Here is an 18,705-nt window from a genome sequence, read left to right on the forward strand (position 1 = left end):
CATGAAATGGTCTTATTTTTCGTTGGAGCCCGATTTTGTGTGGAGTAACGCCCATTTGTACCGCTATTGCTCAAGAGACACATTTGTATTTGGATTATCATCCGAAGGAGGAAGCGAGCATGAGTGAATATTCAGCTTTGGATCCGGTTCGCGAACAGGAAATTTTGGACGGGCTCTTTGAAACAGTGACGAATTTACCGGAAGAAACTGTATTTATCGGGCGATTGGGACTGCGTGTGACGCTGCGCGGCCTGACGTCCAGCAAAGTGGACGCGATCCGCGAACGTTGTACGGTGCGCAAGACGACCAAAGGGCAGGTGACCGAGAAGATCGACAGCGAGTTGTTTAACGCGGCGTTGATCAAAGAAGCCACATCGATGCTGGAAGTAGTGAAAAAAGCCGACAGCGGCGGAGATCACGGCGGGGAGCCGCAAAGTGTGAAGTTGAGCGGCTGGGACGACGCGCGCCTAACCAGCCGGTTGAAGCTGTCCGGCGGGGAAGAGGCGATCCGCCGATTGCTGCTGGCCGGGGAGCTCGACGCCGTAGGCGATAAAGTGCTGGAGATCTCCGGGTTTGGGGTCGACATCGATGACGTAAAAAACTAATCAGCTCCGGCGGCATGACGACGCTGCTGTTCCACATGTGGACGCGGCATCATCTTCGCCCCGGGGAATACTGGTCACTCCCGAAGGGAGAGCGCTTGCTGCTGCGGGCTTTTTCGGAACGTGAGTTGGAGATGTTGTGAGGTGCTGTGCGGTACTGTGGGGTGCTGAGGCTCTGGTCTTGGAGCCTTCGAGCTAGGCTCTACCCGCGTCAGTATGGTGGTTTGATGAGACTAACTGTAAAAAGTACCGTTAGTTTATTGACTTGGTGGGTGTAGAAGGCGATTAACTGGAATTCTTACCGTTAATTTTATGGAATTCAGCCCTACTCGGGAAAAACGGGCGAAATAACAGTAGGATTTCCAGTTAATTTGCGTGAAAGCGGGATTTTCCCAAAAATAACGGTGGGAAATCCTGTTATTTTTTCGTGGGATGGTTCCTGCCCGCTCAAATCCGAAAGAAAGGAGGCAAGACGACCTATGGCTAGAGATGACAATGACAAGCTTGAAATCAAGACCGACGACCGTGACGTTGATCGAACCGCGAAAAAGCTTCGCAGTCTGGACAAGCTGCTGCAGCAAACTCAGCGCCGAGCGGCGCTGCTCAGCAAAACCCGCATCAAGCCCATTCTCACCTTGGACGATCGCTTAACATCCGCAGCCCGAAAGGCCGAGGAAGCACTGGAACGTCTGCACCGGACGACGGTGAAGCCAACGGCGCAATTGAGCGATCGCGTCACTACCACAGCGCTGAGGCTTCGAGCTTCTCTCGCTTCACTAGCGGCCGAACCGTGGCAAGTTTCTATCACAGGTGTGAACTGGGAAACCGTGGTTGGTGATTCTTTTTCAAAGTGGATGAAGTCTGATGGGAAGAGCACGCTGGGACGGGTATCTGCGGCGATTGGAGAAGCGTTGGGAGAAGGAATAAAAAGTAAGATCATTGAGAGTCTAGGCATTGGAATAGATGAGGCGAGTGGAGGTAAGGGCTTAAATAGTGGAGGCTCAAGAATCTGGAAAAGAGCAAATCCCCCGCTTTTAAGTTTGCCGGTCTTTCCTATGCTAGACGCGTATGATTATCTATCTAACCGCTTGGCAGAAATACAAACCAATAGTGGTCGAAGACAAGATGGTGATAGGCCTCGTCATTCAATCATTGAAAATATTTTATCGATGCTGAACCCTATAACAATTGCTGAAAATTCAATGAGAGGCAATTGGGGACCTGTTAATGTTACGCAAAAAGTCTTTTCTGGAATGGGCAAAGCATTTGAACCCATCTCAGCTCTTAGAGAAGATCATCCTAATATAATCAATTCGATAAAGTCGGTTTTAGAATTCGGCGGTAAAGTCATTAATGAAATATTCAAAGACCGATACAAAGAAGCGCTTGAAAGTAAGCTTACACAAGCCGCAAACTCCGTAAAGAAGTATTGGCTAGAAAAATGGCCAGGTTGGCGATCGCAACTTGAGACGAAAATCTCACCGAAGAAATTGGACCAACTCTCGGCGGCAGGTACAAAAGGTGCGCAGTTCTGGGGTAAAAGAGTAACTCCTTTTGTAAAAAAAATAGGAGGCTATGCGGGGCTTCTTATGGATGGCTATGAGATCTTTTCAGCTAAGCCTGGCAGGGAAAAAACTCAGAAAGTTACGTCTGCTATTTTAGGGGGGCTACTGGGCGCTGGAGGTGCAGCTCTCGGAACATTTACTGCTCCGGTAACTGGCGGTTGGGGCACGCTGCTTTTTCCTGCCCTTGGCGCTGCTGCAGGTGATTCATTAGGTGAACTATTGGGGGGGTATATATTTGATGTACTTTATGGGAAGAAAAAAACAAAACCCCTAGTGTATTCCAATCGAGTCATGGCTCCCAGCGTACAGGGAGTTACACGCCCGGGGACAAACGTGAACGTTCCCAAGGTTATGGGCACTCCAGTACCAAACTACTACCAACTGCCGGAAGAAGTGAAGTCAAAAATCGGTGGAGCTGGTTACAAACAAGCCCCAACCCCAGTCAATGTATCCCTGTCGGAGGGTTCGATCAATTTAACGGTTAACGAAGAAAAGCTGGACTATCAAAAATTGGCCGAAACCGCCGGCTGGAAAATCGCCAATGAAGTGCGGTTTGCGATGCAAAATCTGAAGTAGGGGAGGGGAGCAGGGACGTATGGAGATTCACTTAATTGACGGTACGGGACAAAATTTCGTGTTTCCCGTGAACCCGGAGGAGATTACGATCTCCCGGAGCAAAGGCGTGGAGACGGTGAATATCGTATCGCTGGGGGAATATGACTTTCCGGCTGGAGAGAGGGTGAAGGAGATCGCCTTCTCTTCTTTTTTTCCGGCGGCTTATGATCCGGGGTATTGCAACTATCAAAACCTCCCCGATCCGCAGGAGGCGATGAACCGGCTCACGACCATGATGAACAGCAAGTCGCCGGTTCGCATGATCATTACCGATACGGCCGTAAACGTGCTTGTGACCATCGCGGCTCATAACAGTACCTTTCGGGGTGGGGAGCCGGGGGACGTGTATTTTGATTTAACCGCTCGGACTTGGCGGGAGATGAAGGTGCACACTCAGGCGGGTGCCGGCGGGGCAGCTTCGACAGCCAAATCCACCCGGCCGGACACGAAAAAGCCCGCAAAAACCTATGTAGTTAAATCAGGTGACACCTTGTCCAAAATCGCAAAGCTGGAGCTTGGCGACAGCTCGAAATGGCAGCAGATCTATAATGCCAACCAAAAAACGATCGGCAAAGACCCGAACCGAATTAAGCCCGGACAAAAGCTGGTGATGCCGCAATGAGTTACGAAGTGGTGCTGCAAAACAAATATTATTTGCGGGAATTGGTTGAGAGCATTTCGCTTAAGGATTCGCTTGATCAGATTTCGTATCAGGGCACGATTGGGCTGAGGATTCCGGCTTCTTTTCCGGGGATTGAACCGGGGCAGGAGATTCGGATCAGCGGCGTGCCGTATAACGGTTCGGGCAGCGGCATTGCTGCTGGGGGCAAGATGGTTCCGTTGCTGCATCCGGGCGTGGTGTGGGATTGCTCCAGCACCTTGAGGCAGACGAAGCACATGACGGTAACGGTGTATGACCGGACGATTTATTTGGCGAAATCGGAGGATGAGTATCTTTTTCCAGCAGGGGGAACAGCAGCCCAGCGTCTTCAGAAATACGCGGCAGACTGGGGCATTCCACTTGATAAGGTACCAGATACGAAAACCAAGCTGAAAAAAGCCGTCTATCGTCCGCAAACCCTTTACAACATGATCTTGTCGGATCTGAAGGAGACGGTGAAGGCTGGCGGGGACATGTACGTGCCGCGAATGACACCAGCTGGATTAACCTTGTTCAAGATCGGCAGCAATGACGTGGTTTGGAAGCTGGAGCAACTGGAGGAAGCCACGCAAAATCGTACACTGGAAGGCGCGGTGACACGAGTGAAGGTCATCGGGACCGAGAACCGTGGCGATAGTGCACCTTCCAAGGTGTTGGCCGTAGCGAGCGGAGAGACTGCCAAATACGGCGTGCTGCAACGGATCGTGCAGGATGAGAACGTCAAAACCGCCGGTGCCGCCAAAAAATATGCCGAGTCCATGCTAACGGGCCTAAGGCAGTCTTATACCGTTACTTGCATCGATTTAAATACGATCCGGGCGGGGGATAAGGTGATTTTTAACGGGCTGAACCTGATTGTGACTTCCGTATCGCATGAACTGGGGGATCCCGGACATATGACGCTGGAGCTCGCGATGATGGACGACGTGAAAAGGAGGTATTTTCTTGAGCAATGATCCTTATGCGGCGTTGGCCGTTTCACTGCGGGAAAATGCAGCAAGAAAAGCTGCCGAAGTGCTAACCGGTGCGACGGCAGAGCTTGGGACCGTGACGGGCACGGGACTGAAGCTGGACAGTTTCAAGCATGAAATTCAAGAATACTATGTTGCAGAGTTCCCAGGCATCCTGAAGCTCCCGGAGTTGAAGATGACCGGAGAGGTCCGCGGGTTAAAAGACGGCGGAGGAGGCAGCGTTGAGGGCCAAGGGGAGTTTACATTTATGCCACCGGAAACGAAAGACACGGTGCTGTCGCTACAAATTCAACCCGGCGATCGCGTGCTGGCACTGCCGCTAAACGGCGGGAATGATGCAATTGTGCTATGCAGGGTGGTGAGCGGGAATGGCTAATCTTTTTCCGGAGGCGGTGGCGGATTCGTGGTTGGTTCCGGGACTGGACGAGCAGGAAGCGGTTGCGGATACGGTGACGTTTGGCCGGAGCTGGCGATTTGATTTTGATGCCGGGGAGTTCGTGATGACGCCTACGGGAAAAATCGCCCCTGCCGACGAGATCGCCGCCTGGAAGGTGTGGTGTGAAAAAGCGATCCGTACCCCGCGATATCGACATGTGATCTACTCCCGTGCGTATGGTCAGGAGTTTGAGGAGCTGATCGGCCAAGGCTATAGCCGGGCCGTTCAGGAAAGCGAAATCCGGCGGATCGCGACGGAGACGCTGATGGTGGACCCCCGGACGTTGAGCGTGGATGGGTTTGTTTTTGATTGGCGGGAGGATGGTTGTCGATTTACGTGCCGAGTCAAAAACGTGAGGGAGGATGAGCTGATCGTGGAAGGGAGTGTGACGTGATGGCGGAATTGCCGCTTTATTTGCAGGATCAGACGGAAGAGCGGATTATGCAGCGAATGCTGGAACGGGTACCTTCGGATATGGATAAATCCGAGGGTTCTTTTATTTGGGATGCGGAAGCGCCGGTGGCCTTCATGCTGGCGGAGGCTGCGACGTGGGCACAACAATTGCTGGCGCGGGGATTTGCGAGCACGACGTATGGGGAGTATCTCGATCTCCGGGCGGCGGAGCATGGCGTTACACGGCGGCCGGCGGTGGCAGCGACTGGTATGGTGCAGTTTACTGGGGAGCCGGGGAAGACAGTTCCTGCGGGGACGATTGTGGCGACGCCGGCGGATGAGTATTCGGCGGAGGCGTCGATGGAATATGAAACGACGGCAGCCGTGACGTTGGATGAGAACGGAGTGGGGACGGCCCCAATTCGAGCGTTGGTTCCTGGCCGAGCGGGGGTTGTACCGGCGGGCGTCATCCAGGTGATGGCTACGCCCGTTAGTGGTTTGACGGCGGTTACGAACCCGGAGGCTACGCGGGGTGGAGCCGACATCGAGTCGGATGAGTTGCTGTTGGAGCGTTTTTTTTCGCAGGTACGTAATCAGGGGACAAGTGGAAACAAGGCGCAATATTTGAAGTGGGCCGGTGAAGTGCCTGGCGTGGGCGGAGCACAGGTGGAACCGTTGTGGCAAGGTCCTGGCACGGTGGGTATCTACTTGCTGGATGCGGACAAGCGGGCGGCGAACGAGGAGATCGTTGCGGCGGCACAGGCGTATATTGATCCGACGCAGGATGGGCAAGGCGAAGGTGTGGCACCTGCGGGAGCGATTGTTACGGTGATGGCTGCCGAGGAGGTGCCGATCGATATTCGCGTGAAGCTGACGCTGGCCAGCGGCGTGACAATGGATGAAGTGAAGAAAAAAATCGAGGATGGCGTGCGGGCGTATTTAAAGCAGCTGGCTTTTGTTGACCCGTTGGTTCGGTTTACGCGGATTGCCGCGATTCTGCTGGACATTCCGCCGATTATCGACTATGCCGAGCTAACGGTGAATGGCAACACAGACACCAATCTGGAGATCTATACGGGCCAGGTTGCCGTGTTGGGGACGGTGGATGTGTATGAGTGAATTTTTGCTGACCAGCCCCCGGGGGCGTGAAATGTTCTCCTATCTTCCGGGCTATTATGAGACTTCCCGGGTCATGCAGGCGGACATGAACACCAAAGGTGCGGAGATGGACCTGCTGTTCGCGGCGCTGGACGAGACTTTTCAGCAGTTTTTTGTGCGCACGGCGACTTGGGGCCTGGACCGTTGGGAGAGCGAGCTCGGCATCACGACGGATTTAAGTAAACCGCTGGATCAGCGCCGTGCCGTTGTCGAATCGAAGCTACGCGGCAGCGGGAAGTTCTCCGGGCGGCTCGTGAAAAATGTGGCCGAGGCGTACGACCGGGGAAGGGTGGAAGTTTCTTTTCAGCCGGGGGAGTGGGGGGTTACGGTTCGTTTTGTTGATTCAATCGGAGCCCCTCCCAATCTCGATGATTTGAAAGGAATAATTGAAGAAATTAAGCCGGCCCATATGGCCGTCGTTTATCGACTGAACTATCTTACGATTGCCCAAGTTGAGGGGATGACCATTACTCAGATTGAATCGACAACGCAAGACAAATTACTAGGAGGTGGGTTGTAGTGCCAAATCCAACTACACCAAATCTTGGATTGAATAAAATCGATCGTACTTCGCCAGAAACTACGTATTTCGATTTGAATAAATATATCGATCAGAATGCAGAAAAGGTAGATTCTTTTGCCGGCGAGGTACTGGAAGAGATTAGCACTCTTCAAGATCGTCTAGACCATGTTGAAACTAAAGAAATTACCCTTAACCCTGGTCTACAAGTTGTAAACTCGCCTAGGGATTCAAGGTTTAAATTAGGTGAAATTAAGGGGCGGACGTTGATTAACCTTCTTGGTAATGCTGGCAGTTGCGAAGAAGCTACCAGTTGGTCCGCTCCGAATGGGACGCTTTCCGTTGACACGACCGTAAGAGACAGCGGGATGGCAAGTCTCAAGTATACTCACAGTAGTTCAGCATTGTCGGGTGCATACGTCAGATCGGATTATTTTCCGATAGATCCAACTAAATATCTATTAATTGCTGCTTGGGTAAAGTCGGCAAGTAAATCAATATCAGTTCGGCTTGTAACGACCGGTGAAGTGACTATTCAGCATTCATTCGATAGATCGCATCCGGCAGGAGAGGCGGGGGGAATTTCCTTTCGAGTATTTACGCCAGCTGATTTAGGCACAAATACGTCGGTATGCGTAGATGTTTATTGCAATGAGTTATTTGCAGTAGGTGACACCTTTAACTTTGATTCTTACCGAGTTTACCAATTAACTGCAGAAGAATACGCACAACTCAATGAATCCACGCCGGATAGTTGGATTAATGAGAAATATCTATTTGTACCGGCGGGCATTGTAGGGGTAGAAAATCCTTATGTTATTGGGTATGGGGAAAATATTTTGCCGCCGTTTTATGAATGGAGAGTTCCCGCTTCATCTACCGGAGAAGTCAAAATAAAAGGAGCGTATGAGATCGACTTAATAGGCGCAGCATCCGTCGGTTCCGCGCGAAGTTACACTGTTAAGGTCTTGCCAAATACGAATTACACTTACAGCGCTGTTCATAATGGATTTATATCCGTTACAGCAGGGGCCGACATTATCGTCAACAATACTCCAGATCAGGCAGTTACATTCAACACGGGAAACCACGACGAGGTAGTTGTAAATATATATAACAATTTACTAGCTGGCGTTTTTACCTTTAAGAACCCAATGCTTGTCGTTGGCAACGAAGCCAAACCATTTATACCGCAACGTAAGTCTATGCTTGCTCTGCAAACGACGTTGCATGCTAACCCGTTGGATGGAAGCGAGCCTGACGTCCTTTTTGATAAAGAGGGGCAATATTTCAAGTTGGCGAAGTGGAAAAAGGTTGTTCTTGATAATTCGTTCTCTTACTCTCTTAACGCCAGCTATGCAGGGTTCAAAAGCATTAAAATTGTGCTTAACGGCAAAACCGGAGCGTTAGAAAACTACTCACCTAATACCGAAAACCTGATTCGTGTTACTGGGTGGGACGGAAAACAGTTGACTTGGTTGGACGGTGGAGGCTGGACGGAACCCTCCCAATACTTCAATGTAGGGAATATCCAATTTGAATTATGGATCACTATTCCCAATGCAGACAGTGGTTGGGGTGCCGACTACACGCCAACAGCAGACGAGATTAAAGCGTATTTCTTGGGTTGGAAAATGAGCGTTTTAAGTAGCTCACGTCAGACTAATTATAATGGAACAGGAACTAAATCATGGATACGAATTACACGTATGAATGACAGTGTTCCTTTGACAAATAGTATTGACTACACTACTACCGTACCTACGACATTCGCAGGAACTGATTCATTTGGGAACGTCTATCAACCATACCAACTCCTTTACCGCCTAGCCAGAGAAGTCGTGGAACCTGTACCCTTTGAAGGGGCGTTAGTGTTGCCGGAAGGCCAAAACGTGGTTGAAGTCGGAACAGGTATTGTGTTGAGAGAAAATGTCAGACCTTTCGGCTCCACCACAAAATATTTTAACTCTACGGCGTCACCATTTGCTAACAAGGTGGATTCCATACTGAAAATGTATGAGGATAATAGGGAGTTTAGTAAATGGGGGTTATCCACTAATGACACATACGGTAAAGTTCGGGCTGCCGTAAATGATTACAATTACAATGCAAACGCGTCCTATAGCGCAACTTATATAAAATTAGACAAGTCTCCTACTCAACCGATTAAAGGGAGTGTAGCAGATAACGAAAAGGCGCAAATTAGCGACTTGGTTGAGGTTGCAACTAACGCATTGACAGCGGCTTCGGTGGCTTCAACTGCTGCTACGTCAGGTAGCGCGATTAAAACGGTTGTTCCGTATGTGACAACCAAAAACGGAGACACCTTCATTATCCCGACCAATGATAGGTTATCCGCCAACCAACAGATAACTGTAAAATTCAACGCCGATAGCACGGGTACGCCATCATTGCAATTCGGAAGCACGGCGGCCTATCCGATCAAAAAAGCTAACGGATCGGCAGCGAAATTTTACGCAAGCGTCTATACGTTGTTCTTTGATGGATCGGCTTTTATTTTGTCGGGTGAAGGGGGTGAGGTTGAAAGTTACGGAACAGCAACCACAAGCGACGTATTAGCGACCAAAACAATATTAACCGAAAGTGGCCTAGTTGCCGGAACCATGCCAAACCGTGGAGCCGTTACAAATACAATCACAACGCAAAATGGACAGTACACGATACCAGCCGGATACCATAACGGTAGCGGCAAAGTAACGGCGACTTTTGCAAATCTTGTAGCAGGGAACGTGAAAAGCGGTATTAATATTGGCGGTGTTGTCGGGTCGTTACAACCTGGTGGATATGCCGAGTTAAGTTTTAACCTACTCCAGCAATCAGCTCCTCCCGGCACTACGGCTTTGGACATCTTAACTGTACCCGCAGGTATGAAACATATCGTATACAGTTCCGACTATTTAACCGGTTCTACGCCTAACACAGAATTCACTCCGTGGAATGGCGCCATGACAATAGCATTAAAATACGGCACCGGGCCGGGGGCTGGCGGTAGTAACATAACTCTCGGTAGTTATAACGGATCTAGATTTGTATGGAATTTTGAGATAAATTTCGCTACTAACTACTATCAAATTCTGTATAAAAACGGTACAGGCGGAACTCCTATATCATCAAAGGTTAATTTCACAGGTTTAACTTCTTCTACAACGAATAAGTTGTGGTTAGAGTTTGCTAACTCGGCCGTTAATAACGTCGCCTACAACGTCTACATGTATGGAGCTTTGGTTTATGGATAAGGAGGGATACCATGTTTTACATCATTCCAGATAAGTTCGGCGGAAATATCGTAAGGGTTCAAATGATTATTACTAACACAGCACCAGAACAAAAGGTAGAAGGCGGGTTTTATGTTGATGAATTGCCAATAGTTAACGCACCTGAAGGAACGTATCCTGTTTTGATGTTCAAAAAGGATACGCAAGAATTGTTTTACAATTACGAAGCTATCCCATTGCCGCCGGAACCAACACCGTCAATTTACGATCAGGTGGCGGAGTTAAGGTTGAAATTGGACGAGGCCAACGCGTCAAACCTACTCGCCCTCGACGCCCTAGCCAGCACATTTGAACTGACTTTGGATTTACAGGATAAAATTATGACTTTACAGACCGAAATCGAAACGCTGAAAAACGGGACGGTGGCTTAATCATGGAAAACAACATCATGGTTGATGTATATGTACAACTTATCAAGGCTGGTCGTAAGTCAGTGGATCAAGTGCCGTTATACGGCGGTTTAAGAAATGCTGTAGCGGAAAAACTTAATATGGTAACTACAACAAATGATCTCTGAGTTGATGTGAAATTGCTTTAAAGATTTACGCGATTCTCATCTACTTGTGAAGTTTGAATTGCAATGCTCACGTATGTAACTTTGATAGTGCCTGTACGATGCTTTTTAAGATGATAGGTTGTCAAATTGACCGGAGTAACTATTCAGAACGTAAGGAACAAGTAAGACAGCATACCACACGAACGCCGCAAGGCGTGTTTTTTCTGCCCTCGGTCCCCCGAGGGCTCTTCATTTTCCCCGAAAGAAGGTGTAATCATGGACATTACGATCATCACCGCGGTAACCTCCGTGCTGGCGGCGGTGAGCGGGATTGCGTTGGGGTGGGCGGGGCGTGCGAAGGCGGCGAGACGGGAGGCTGAGGAGTCGGCTGAAGCGGAGGCTGTGCAACGGGCGGATGTAGAGTACATCAAGCGGGGCGTAGACGACATGAAAATTGAACAAAAGCTGCAAGGCCAGCGATTTGAAGCCTTCTCCGAGCGGCTGACGCGCGTCGAGGAATCGGCGAAACAAGCCCATAAGCGAATCGATCGGCTGGAGGAAAATAAGATTTTGTGAATTATTGAGGTATATGGAAGAGTATGCTAAGATAACAATAGAAACAAGGAGGCTGCGCCACAGCCTCCCCGGTACAACACTTGGGTGGGAAACCTCCAAATGTACATCAGAGAATAACCCGCACCTTGGCGCTAACCTGGGCGGGTTATTTTAGTTAGAAAACTTCATATGCATCACATCCGATCCGGAGGCGCTACTCTCCCGTCCAAATTCATGCCAAATTATACCAGAGTCTGCTAAATATCGCAGGCTCTTTTGTTTTATGATGAAAATCCTAGAATCGTACTCACAAGTGCACAAGCGAAGGGGGCACCTTGCGGAATAGCATAAATGGAAGGGGTGAAATCGCTTATGGATACACAAAAGTACCGAATTGAAAGGCGATACATTGCAAAGCGGCCTAATGTCCGGCCAGGGACGAGGTTGACGACGGGAACCCCGGAGTTTTTTGTGGCGCATGACACAGGGAATCCGGGGGCAACGGCGGACAACCACTATGCCTATTTCAACTCGCTGAAGGATCGCACGGCCTCGGCCCATGTGTTTATTGATGATACAAAAATCCTTGAAATTATCCCGACAGGTACCGGCCCCGATCCTGCGGAGAAAGCCTGGCACGTGCTGTACAACGTGAAGACGGACAATGATTTATTTGGCTATGATGCCAACGATGCGGCCATCGGGGTGGAATTTTGCTACGGCGGGCGCATAAAATTTACGGAAGCGTACAAGCGGTATGTCTGGTATTTGGCTTATTGCTGTTACAAATGGAACAAGAACCCTTACGTCTTTATTCCATCTCACAGGCAACTTGACCCGGCGCGAAGACAGGATCCCGACAAAGCTCTGGCTACAGGCGGGAAAACGATGAACCGATTGCTGGACGATATCTCAGCCGAACTCAAGGCGATGCGTACACCTAGCCCAACGTCAAACTCGAATACATCGTTTACGCCATTGCCCGCTTCCATCGCCCAGTCGCTGATCGACAACTATGTTTCACCCGCATGGTTTGCTTCACGTGCCAAAGGGGATCAGGTTGGCATGACGCATTTTCACAATTTGGCGAACAATCTTCGGGTGGCCTCAGGGATTCCGCTAGCTTCTTCGTCCACTCCCGGCCCACTGATTCCGCTGCCAAAAAGCAATGCACAGGAAATCATCTTCCGCTGGCTATCGCCGGCTTGGTTTAAGGCACGGGACGAAGGAAATATGGCACGGGCGCAGCATTTTCACAATCTGGCGAATTACCTGCGCCGGGCTGCGGGCATCCCGGAGCAATAAGAAGGAGGGAAGTCATCGTTATGCAAAACGAGATTTTAACCAATGTATTGGCGTTTGCCTCGGTCTTGTCCGTATTTGTATTAGCTTTGGTGCAACTCGTGAAAACGACCTTCAACCTGCCCAAAAATCTAATCCCTTTCATCGGCGTGATCATCGGCGTACTGGTCGGAGCAGCGGCGTACCCATTTACGGAAATGGAGCTGGTGCTGCGACTCTGGGCGGGAGGTTTGGCGGGTTTGTCGGCCACCGGGTTGTTTGAACTCGGGAACAATCGCCAGGGAAGAACAAAGGACAAGTGAGGGGCTTACGGTCATAGAGCAGCATGATCTGGCTTGGAGGCCATTTCCACTTGAATAAAGAACATTTGTTTGCATATAATACAAACAAATGTTCCTATTTGGAGATGATCCTGGTGGAAAAATACATCGGTCGAACTGTAGAAATCATCTACGTTGACCGTACAGGCAAGATCACGCAGCGGCGGATCGAAGTTCATGATGTGCGGGGCGGTTTGGTTCGGGCGACATGCCTGACTTCCCATGTCCCTCGGGCTTTTCGGATCGATAACATATTAGCTTGTGTACCTGTGGCAAAAGGGCGGCATACTGCCTCCTGAGCCTCCTATATTTTGGGCCGTTCGCTTTGCGAGCGGCCCTTATTTTGCATTTTTCAAATCAGGATGGTTGGTAGGTGCATTGTCAATACGTTTTTCTTTGTGATAGAATGAAAGCAAATAATCTCCATAAAATAAAGAGTGAAGATGCGGGAACATCTTCACTCTAACAACAGCCGCTTTGAAGAGCGGTCGGCTGTAGTTGGTAAAAGGAATAGACCCTTACCTACCACAAATGGGGGGTCTATTTCTTTTTGTTTTGGTTTGACGTAGCTACGATCGTAATGACCAAACCGATGAGTGCTATTAATAGCGCTCCGAATTGGATCATCAGAGACAGTGCGTCTTTAACCTCCACAGGCATCACCTCCCATCGGGGAGACTAGCCGACCACCCATCTAAGCCTTCTGTTGTCAGGACTATTATACCATATTTGGTAGAGTTAGTATAAAAGCTGCGAATTACTAGAATCCCCCGGTCACTTGCAAAGTGATACGGGGGTTTTTTTGCTTAATGCACAGTGTAAATTTACAACTTTTTCGGATATTATCGTAATTTCGTGGGATATTTCATGAACTCCCGGGAGGTTAAGATTAAATTAAGCGTAAGAGAAATGCAACAGCAAAACATTATAACGTTATATTCTCAAGAGCGAAATTCCGTGTTATGCTAAATCCAATCGGAGGCAGGCATGACAACGATCCATTAAAAAGAGGCGAGCTATGATGAAGGAAAGAGTCGTTTACCGCCATCTCAAAAGAGTTAACGGGGAAGAGATCGACATCGTTATCGAGGACGGCATCATCGCTGAGATCACTGGAGCCGGTCAGGCTCGCGGCGATCGGGAATGGGATGGGACCGACCTATACGTGTCCAGCGGTTGGATCGATATGCATGTCCACGCGTTTCCGGAATTCGACCCGTATGGCGATGAAATTGATGAGATCGGCGTGAAGCAAGGCGTCACGACGATCGTGGACGCTGGCAGCTGCGGCGCGGACCGGATTGGCGATCTTGTGGCCAGCGGAAAGCGGGCGGAGACCAATTTGCTGGCTTTTTTGAACATCTCGCGGATCGGTCTGAAACGCATCGACGAGCTGTCTGAATTAGCTTGGATCGACCGTGAGCTCCTGAAGGCCGCGCTCGCCGATTATCGCGACTCCATCGTTGGCCTGAAAGCGCGAATCAGCCAAAGCGTAGTCCGCGAAAACGGGGTCACTCCGCTGCGCATCTCGCGGGAGCTGTCGCTTGAGACAGGAATGCCGCTTATGGTGCATATCGGATCGGCGCCGCCCGATATCAGGGAGGTCATTCCGCTGTTGCAACGAAAAGATATCATTACCCATTATCTCAACGGTAAAGCGAACAATTTGTTTGACGAAGCGGGCGAACCGCTCCCGGTGTTAACCGAGGCGATCGGCCGAGGGGTGCATCTTGATGTGGGCCATGGCACGGCGAGCTTCTCGTTTCGGGTGGCCGAGGCGGCGAAGCGACAAGGGATCCACCCCGACACGATCAGCACCGACATCTACCGGGGGAACCGGCTGAACGGTCCGGTGTACAGTATGGCCAATGTGTTAAGCAAATTCCTCTATCTCGGTTATCCGCTTGAAGAAGTTATTGCTGCGGTAACCACTCGTGCCGCACAATGGCTGGGCCGAGAAGAGCTTGGCCGTATACAGGTCGGGGACCCGGCCCATTTAACGTTGTTTGCCGTTAAGGAAGAACCTGTGGAACTCGTTGATTCGGAAGGAGAACGGCGCGTCTCGAACCGCCGTATCGAAGCTAAAGGAGTGATCGTCCATGGAAAATTCATTGAATGCAAAGTACGGGCTTAAGCGCGTGATCAACGCCAGCGGGCGGATGAGCATCCTTGGTGTATCCGCGCCAAGTGACACGGTGATGGAAGCGATGAAGCGCGGCGGCCAAAGCTACGTCGAAATCGCCGACCTCGTTGACAAGGCGGGAGACTATGTCGCCAAGCACGTGGGATCGGAGGCGGCGGTGGTCGTAAACTCGGCCTCCAGCGGCATCGCTTTGTCGGTAGCGGCGATTGTGACGCAGGGCGACCGGCGTAAAAGCTTACGTCTGCATCAGGAGGAAATCCCCCGTAACGAAATCATTATGCTGAAGGGCCACAACGTGCAGTACGGCGCTCCCGTGGAAACGATGGTGTACCTCGGCGGCGGCAAGCTGGTTGAGGTTGGCTACGCTAACGAAGGGCGGGCCGAGCATATCGAAGACGCGATCGGCGACAGAACCGCGGCGATTCTATATGTGAAATCGCACCACGCCGTGCAGAAGAACATGATCTCCGTCGAAGAGGCGTGGGAGGTCGCGAAACGGAATCAAATACCGATGATCGTCGACGCAGCGGCGGAGGAGGATCTGCAAAAATACGTGAAGTTCTCCGACTTGGCCATTTACAGCGGCTCCAAGGCGATCGAGGGCCCGACCTCCGGTATCGTTGCCGGAAAACGCACGTACATCGAATGGGTGAAGGTACAGCTGCACGGCATTGGTCGGAGCATGAAGGTGGGCAAGGAAACGACCTTTGGTCTGCTGCAAGCTCTGGACGAATACGCCGTCAAACCAGACAACAGCGAGCGCGAGAAAGAGGCTTTGCAGACCTTGATGCCGTTGAGTGAGCTCCCGGGAATCCGGGTCTCCATCGTGCAGGACGAAGCCGGGCGAGCGATTTACCGGGCCCGGGTGCAGGTCGACCCGCAGCAAGCCGGAATGACGGCGAAGGAGATGGTACATGCGCTGCAAACCGGCGAAATTGCCATTTACACCCGGGATTATGGAGTTAGACAAGGGTATTTTGATATCGATCCACGCCCGCTGATGGGGGACGATATCCAGATCATTGCCGCAAAAATTCGCGAATTGGCAGGAGGACGTTAAGATGTCGCAAATCGCAAAACGTTTTTATAAAAATCGGGTAGCCCTCAACGTACTAGCTAAAGATATTGCGAACGCGAAGGCAGTGTTCGAAGCCGCGGAAGGTCATGTTCTCGTTGGGGTCCTTTCGAAGGACTACCCTACCGTTGAGGAAGCCGTAACAGCGATGCAAGCATACGGCCGGGAAATCGACGATGCGGTGTCGATTGGCCTTGGCGCCGGCGATAATCGCCAAGCGGCAGTTGTTGCAGAAATCGCCAAGCGTTATGCCGGCAGCCACATCAATCAGGTGTTCCCGGCTGTTGGGGCGACCCGGGCGAATCTTGGCGGGCAAGACAGCTGGATCAACAGCCTGGTATCCCCGACAGGGCAACCGGGATACGTGAACATCTCCACCGGTCCGGCCAGCGCCGCCCAGGAGAAGCCGGCGATCGTTCCGGTTGAAGCGGCGATCGCGCTGGTGCGTGATATGGGCGGCAACGCGCTCAAATATTTCCCGATGCAAGGCTTAAGCCGCGAAGAAGAGCTTCACGCGGTGGCGGCTGCTTGTGCGAAGGAAAATTTTGCGCTGGAGCCGACCGGTGGAATCGACCTGGACAATTTCGAGCCGATCCTGCGCATTGCCTTGGAATCCGGCGTACCGCAGGTCATTCCGCACGTATATACCTCGATCATCGACAAGGAGACCGGTTACACCCGCACCGAAGACGTGCTGCAGCTGACCAAAATCATGAAACAGCTGGCGGATGCTTATGCCTAACCGCCGCATAGCAGCCTTCGGTGAAGTGATGATGCGTCTGCAGGTCCCGGGGTACGAGACGTTAGCGCAGGCGGATACGTTGAAGTATTCTTTTTCAGGTACCGGAGTAAATGTGGTGTCGGCCTTATCCCGCTATGGGCATGTTGGTGCACTGGTTACGCGGTTGCCGGATAATCCGCTGGGCGATGCCGCCGTCGCCTATCTACGCAAGCTGGGCATTGACACCGCCCACGTTGTCCGGGGAGGCAAGTACGTAGGCATGTACTTTTTGGAGAACGGCTTTGGTGTGCGTCCCAGCCGCGTCACATACTCGAACCGGTTGGACAGTAGCTTTAACACCGCGCCGGAAGGAACCTACGATTTCGAAAACATCGCCGCCAGCATGGAGGCGATCCATTTCGACGGGATTACGCTGGCAATGAACGACGGCGTACGATCCCACATGAAGGCGCTCGCCGAAGCGGTTAAGCGGCAGGGGGGCAAGGTGATTTTTGATTGCAACTACCGGCCGTCCCTTTGGGGAGAAGGCGGATATGCCCAGGCGAAACCGCATTATGAAGCGATGCTGCGGTTGGCGGACATCGTGATGATGAATGAAAAGGATGCACTGCTGACCTTGGGAATGGCCACGGACCAACAGGACCGGGAGGAGCAGCTGAAGGAGCTGATTCCGGCCGTGGCAGCAAACTATGGCATTTCCGTAATTGCCGGAACGCACCGCCAAATCCACCGCAACAATACGCATTCGCTGCGCGGATTTCTGTACAAGGGGGAACGTTTTGCGTTCTCTGATCAGCTCACGTTCTCCGTCTATGATAGAATAGGGGCAGGAGACGCTTTTGCGAGCGGGATTATCCATGGGGAGTTGCAGGGCTTTGCCCTGGAGAAGACTGTCCGGTTTGCGGCGGCAGCGGGCATGCTGGCCCATACCGTGCCGGGCGATACCCCGATGGCGACGGAGGCCGAAATCCTTCGGGCGATGGAGCAATCCGCCGCTGGCGATGTGGAAAGGTAGGGAACAGGTTCGTGATGTTGTCCCGCAAAGATAGACCGTTATATTTACAAATCAAAAACATCCTGAAGGAACGTATCTTACACGGCGTATACCCGCTAGGTTCGAATATCCCTTCTGAGCCTCAGCTGGAGCAGGAGTTTGCTGTCAGTAAAATCACCGTCCGCGGTGCGATTCAGGAGCTCGTCCAGGAAGGCTATCTGGAGAAGGGCAGCGGCAAAGGCACCAAAGTGATCCGCAATAAAGCCGCCTCCAAGTGGTCGAAATGGAAGCACTTCACGGAGATTCTGGTGGAGGAAAGCCATCAGATCCGCAAGGAGTGGGTTCGCGCTGAGACGGTGCGCAACGAGGCGGGCTCCGAGCTTCACCAGCTGTTCGGGGAGCGTTGCTTGAAGCTGGAACGTGCGTATTATCTCGACGGTGAGCCGTATATTTTTTACGAGCATTATTTGGCCGCCCCTTGGAAAGAACCCTCGGAACCGGAGCTTGAAGATTTCCGCGACCATTCGCTCTATGAAGTTCTGGATGAGTGGGGCGTATCGCTGGACAAGCTGAGGGACGAGTTCGCGGTGTCGCTTCCGCCAGCCGAGGCAAAGCAGTTTTTGCGGTTAGCCGACGGGGTGCCCGTGCTCAAGCGTTCGCGTTATTCGCGGGATGTCCAAGGAAGACTGGCCGAATATAGCATCGGCTACTATAATACGGAGCTGCAAAGTTACATCGTTGATTATGACGCATAACGCGGCTGCTCGAATGAACATTAGACCCCAGATTGTTGCTCTAAATGCAACGACCTGGGGATTTTTTATGCGAAAAAAATGATCAGAAATTATTCAGATGTTTTCG

22 protein-coding genes are annotated in these 18,705 nt (G+C 51.3%); 21 read left to right on the top strand and 1 reads right to left on the bottom strand.

The window, feature by feature from the left end:
- Positions 1-119: 119 nt before the first annotated feature.
- The 16 genes from M3G15_RS11400 (at position 120) to M3G15_RS11475 (ending at position 13,189) form a co-directional block, all read left to right on the top strand.
- Positions 120-605, top strand: a complete 486-nt coding sequence (locus M3G15_RS11400; protein ID WP_009224267.1) for a phage tail assembly chaperone — start codon at positions 120-122, stop codon at positions 603-605.
- A gap of 14 nt (positions 606-619) precedes the next feature.
- The gene (locus M3G15_RS11405; protein WP_260071006.1) at positions 620-745 is read left to right on the top strand and encodes a hypothetical protein; all 126 of its coding nucleotides are present in this window, start codon (positions 620-622) and stop codon (positions 743-745) included.
- Between the two features lie 336 nt (positions 746-1,081).
- Positions 1,082-2,743 carry a hypothetical protein gene (locus M3G15_RS11410; protein ID WP_260070962.1) on the top strand — a complete coding sequence of 554 codons (1,662 nt, stop codon included), beginning with the start codon at positions 1,082-1,084 and terminating at the stop codon, positions 2,741-2,743.
- A 19-nt stretch (positions 2,744-2,762) separates the two neighbouring features.
- A complete protein-coding gene (locus M3G15_RS11415) occupies positions 2,763-3,404 on the top strand; it encodes a LysM peptidoglycan-binding domain-containing protein (RefSeq protein ID WP_260070963.1) in 642 nt (213 codons plus the stop codon).
- The gene (locus M3G15_RS11420; RefSeq protein WP_260070964.1) at positions 3,401-4,399 is read left to right on the top strand and encodes an XkdQ/YqbQ family protein; all 999 of its coding nucleotides are present in this window, start codon (positions 3,401-3,403) and stop codon (positions 4,397-4,399) included. Before M3G15_RS11415 ends, M3G15_RS11420 begins: the two co-directional genes overlap by 4 nt.
- Complete coding sequence (locus M3G15_RS11425; RefSeq protein ID WP_260070965.1) at positions 4,389-4,790, top strand: hypothetical protein; 402 nt, start codon at positions 4,389-4,391, stop codon at positions 4,788-4,790. Before M3G15_RS11420 ends, M3G15_RS11425 begins: the two co-directional genes overlap by 11 nt.
- Positions 4,783-5,244, top strand: a complete 462-nt coding sequence (locus M3G15_RS11430) for a DUF2634 domain-containing protein (RefSeq protein ID WP_260070966.1) — start codon at positions 4,783-4,785, stop codon at positions 5,242-5,244. Before M3G15_RS11425 ends, M3G15_RS11430 begins: the two co-directional genes overlap by 8 nt.
- Positions 5,244-6,362, top strand: a complete 1,119-nt coding sequence (locus M3G15_RS11435; protein ID WP_260070967.1) for a baseplate J/gp47 family protein — start codon at positions 5,244-5,246, stop codon at positions 6,360-6,362. Before M3G15_RS11430 ends, M3G15_RS11435 begins: the two co-directional genes overlap by 1 nt.
- Entirely contained in the window at positions 6,355-6,921 is a 567-nt protein-coding gene (locus M3G15_RS11440; RefSeq protein ID WP_260070968.1) for a YmfQ family protein, read from the top strand. Before M3G15_RS11435 ends, M3G15_RS11440 begins: the two co-directional genes overlap by 8 nt.
- Positions 6,921-10,178 carry a hypothetical protein gene (locus tag M3G15_RS11445; RefSeq protein ID WP_260070969.1) on the top strand — a complete coding sequence of 1,086 codons (3,258 nt, stop codon included), beginning with the start codon at positions 6,921-6,923 and terminating at the stop codon, positions 10,176-10,178. Before M3G15_RS11440 ends, M3G15_RS11445 begins: the two co-directional genes overlap by 1 nt.
- An 11-nt stretch (positions 10,179-10,189) precedes the next feature.
- Entirely contained in the window at positions 10,190-10,588 is a 399-nt protein-coding gene (locus M3G15_RS11450; RefSeq protein WP_260070970.1) for a hypothetical protein, read from the top strand.
- A gap of 2 nt (positions 10,589-10,590) precedes the next feature.
- Complete coding sequence (locus M3G15_RS11455; protein WP_260070971.1) at positions 10,591-10,734, top strand: CD1375 family protein; 144 nt, start codon at positions 10,591-10,593, stop codon at positions 10,732-10,734.
- 255 nt (positions 10,735-10,989) lie between these two features.
- The gene (locus M3G15_RS11460; RefSeq protein WP_260070972.1) at positions 10,990-11,289 is read left to right on the top strand and encodes a hypothetical protein; all 300 of its coding nucleotides are present in this window, start codon (positions 10,990-10,992) and stop codon (positions 11,287-11,289) included.
- Positions 11,290-11,640: 351 nt separating this feature from the next.
- Positions 11,641-12,573, top strand: coding sequence for a peptidoglycan recognition protein family protein (locus M3G15_RS11465; protein ID WP_260070973.1), 933 nt, complete (start codon positions 11,641-11,643; stop codon positions 12,571-12,573).
- 20 nt (positions 12,574-12,593) lie between these two features.
- On the top strand, positions 12,594-12,872 hold the full coding sequence (locus M3G15_RS11470; RefSeq protein ID WP_009224256.1) for a holin: 279 nt from the start codon (positions 12,594-12,596) through the stop codon (positions 12,870-12,872).
- A gap of 50 nt (positions 12,873-12,922) precedes the next feature.
- The gene (locus tag M3G15_RS11475) at positions 12,923-13,189 is read left to right on the top strand and encodes a hypothetical protein (protein WP_311202275.1); all 267 of its coding nucleotides are present in this window, start codon (positions 12,923-12,925) and stop codon (positions 13,187-13,189) included.
- A 241-nt stretch (positions 13,190-13,430) separates the two neighbouring features.
- Here the strand turns inward: M3G15_RS11475 and M3G15_RS11480 are convergent, their stop codons facing one another.
- Positions 13,431-13,544: a putative holin-like toxin gene (locus tag M3G15_RS11480; protein WP_232282255.1), complete on the bottom strand. Its 114-nt coding sequence runs from the start codon at positions 13,542-13,544 to the stop codon at positions 13,431-13,433.
- A gap of 367 nt (positions 13,545-13,911) precedes the next feature.
- On the opposite strand from M3G15_RS11480, the gene M3G15_RS11485 reads away from it, so the two are divergent.
- The 5 genes from M3G15_RS11485 to M3G15_RS11505 are packed head-to-tail and all read left to right on the top strand — an operon-like array spanning position 13,912 to position 18,599.
- The gene (locus tag M3G15_RS11485; protein WP_036644780.1) at positions 13,912-15,024 is read left to right on the top strand and encodes an amidohydrolase/deacetylase family metallohydrolase; all 1,113 of its coding nucleotides are present in this window, start codon (positions 13,912-13,914) and stop codon (positions 15,022-15,024) included.
- Positions 14,990-16,093 (top strand): DgaE family pyridoxal phosphate-dependent ammonia lyase, encoded by a 1,104-nt coding sequence (locus M3G15_RS11490; RefSeq protein WP_009224253.1) that lies wholly within the window; start codon positions 14,990-14,992, stop codon positions 16,091-16,093. Before M3G15_RS11485 ends, M3G15_RS11490 begins: the two co-directional genes overlap by 35 nt.
- A 1-nt stretch (position 16,094) precedes the next feature.
- Positions 16,095-16,850 (top strand): 2-dehydro-3-deoxy-phosphogluconate aldolase, encoded by a 756-nt coding sequence (gene dagF / locus M3G15_RS11495; protein WP_260070974.1) that lies wholly within the window; start codon positions 16,095-16,097, stop codon positions 16,848-16,850.
- Positions 16,843-17,865 (top strand): sugar kinase, encoded by a 1,023-nt coding sequence (locus M3G15_RS11500; protein WP_260070975.1) that lies wholly within the window; start codon positions 16,843-16,845, stop codon positions 17,863-17,865. The genes dagF and M3G15_RS11500 overlap by 8 nt, the downstream gene beginning before the upstream one ends.
- Before the next feature lie 11 nt (positions 17,866-17,876).
- On the top strand, positions 17,877-18,599 hold the full coding sequence (locus M3G15_RS11505) for a GntR family transcriptional regulator (protein WP_260070976.1): 723 nt from the start codon (positions 17,877-17,879) through the stop codon (positions 18,597-18,599).
- Positions 18,600-18,705 lie beyond the last annotated feature (106 nt).

The sequence above is a fragment of the Paenibacillus sp. p3-SID1389 genome (assembly GCF_025151705.1).
GTDB lineage: Bacteria > Bacillota > Bacilli > Paenibacillales > Paenibacillaceae > Fontibacillus > Fontibacillus phoenicis.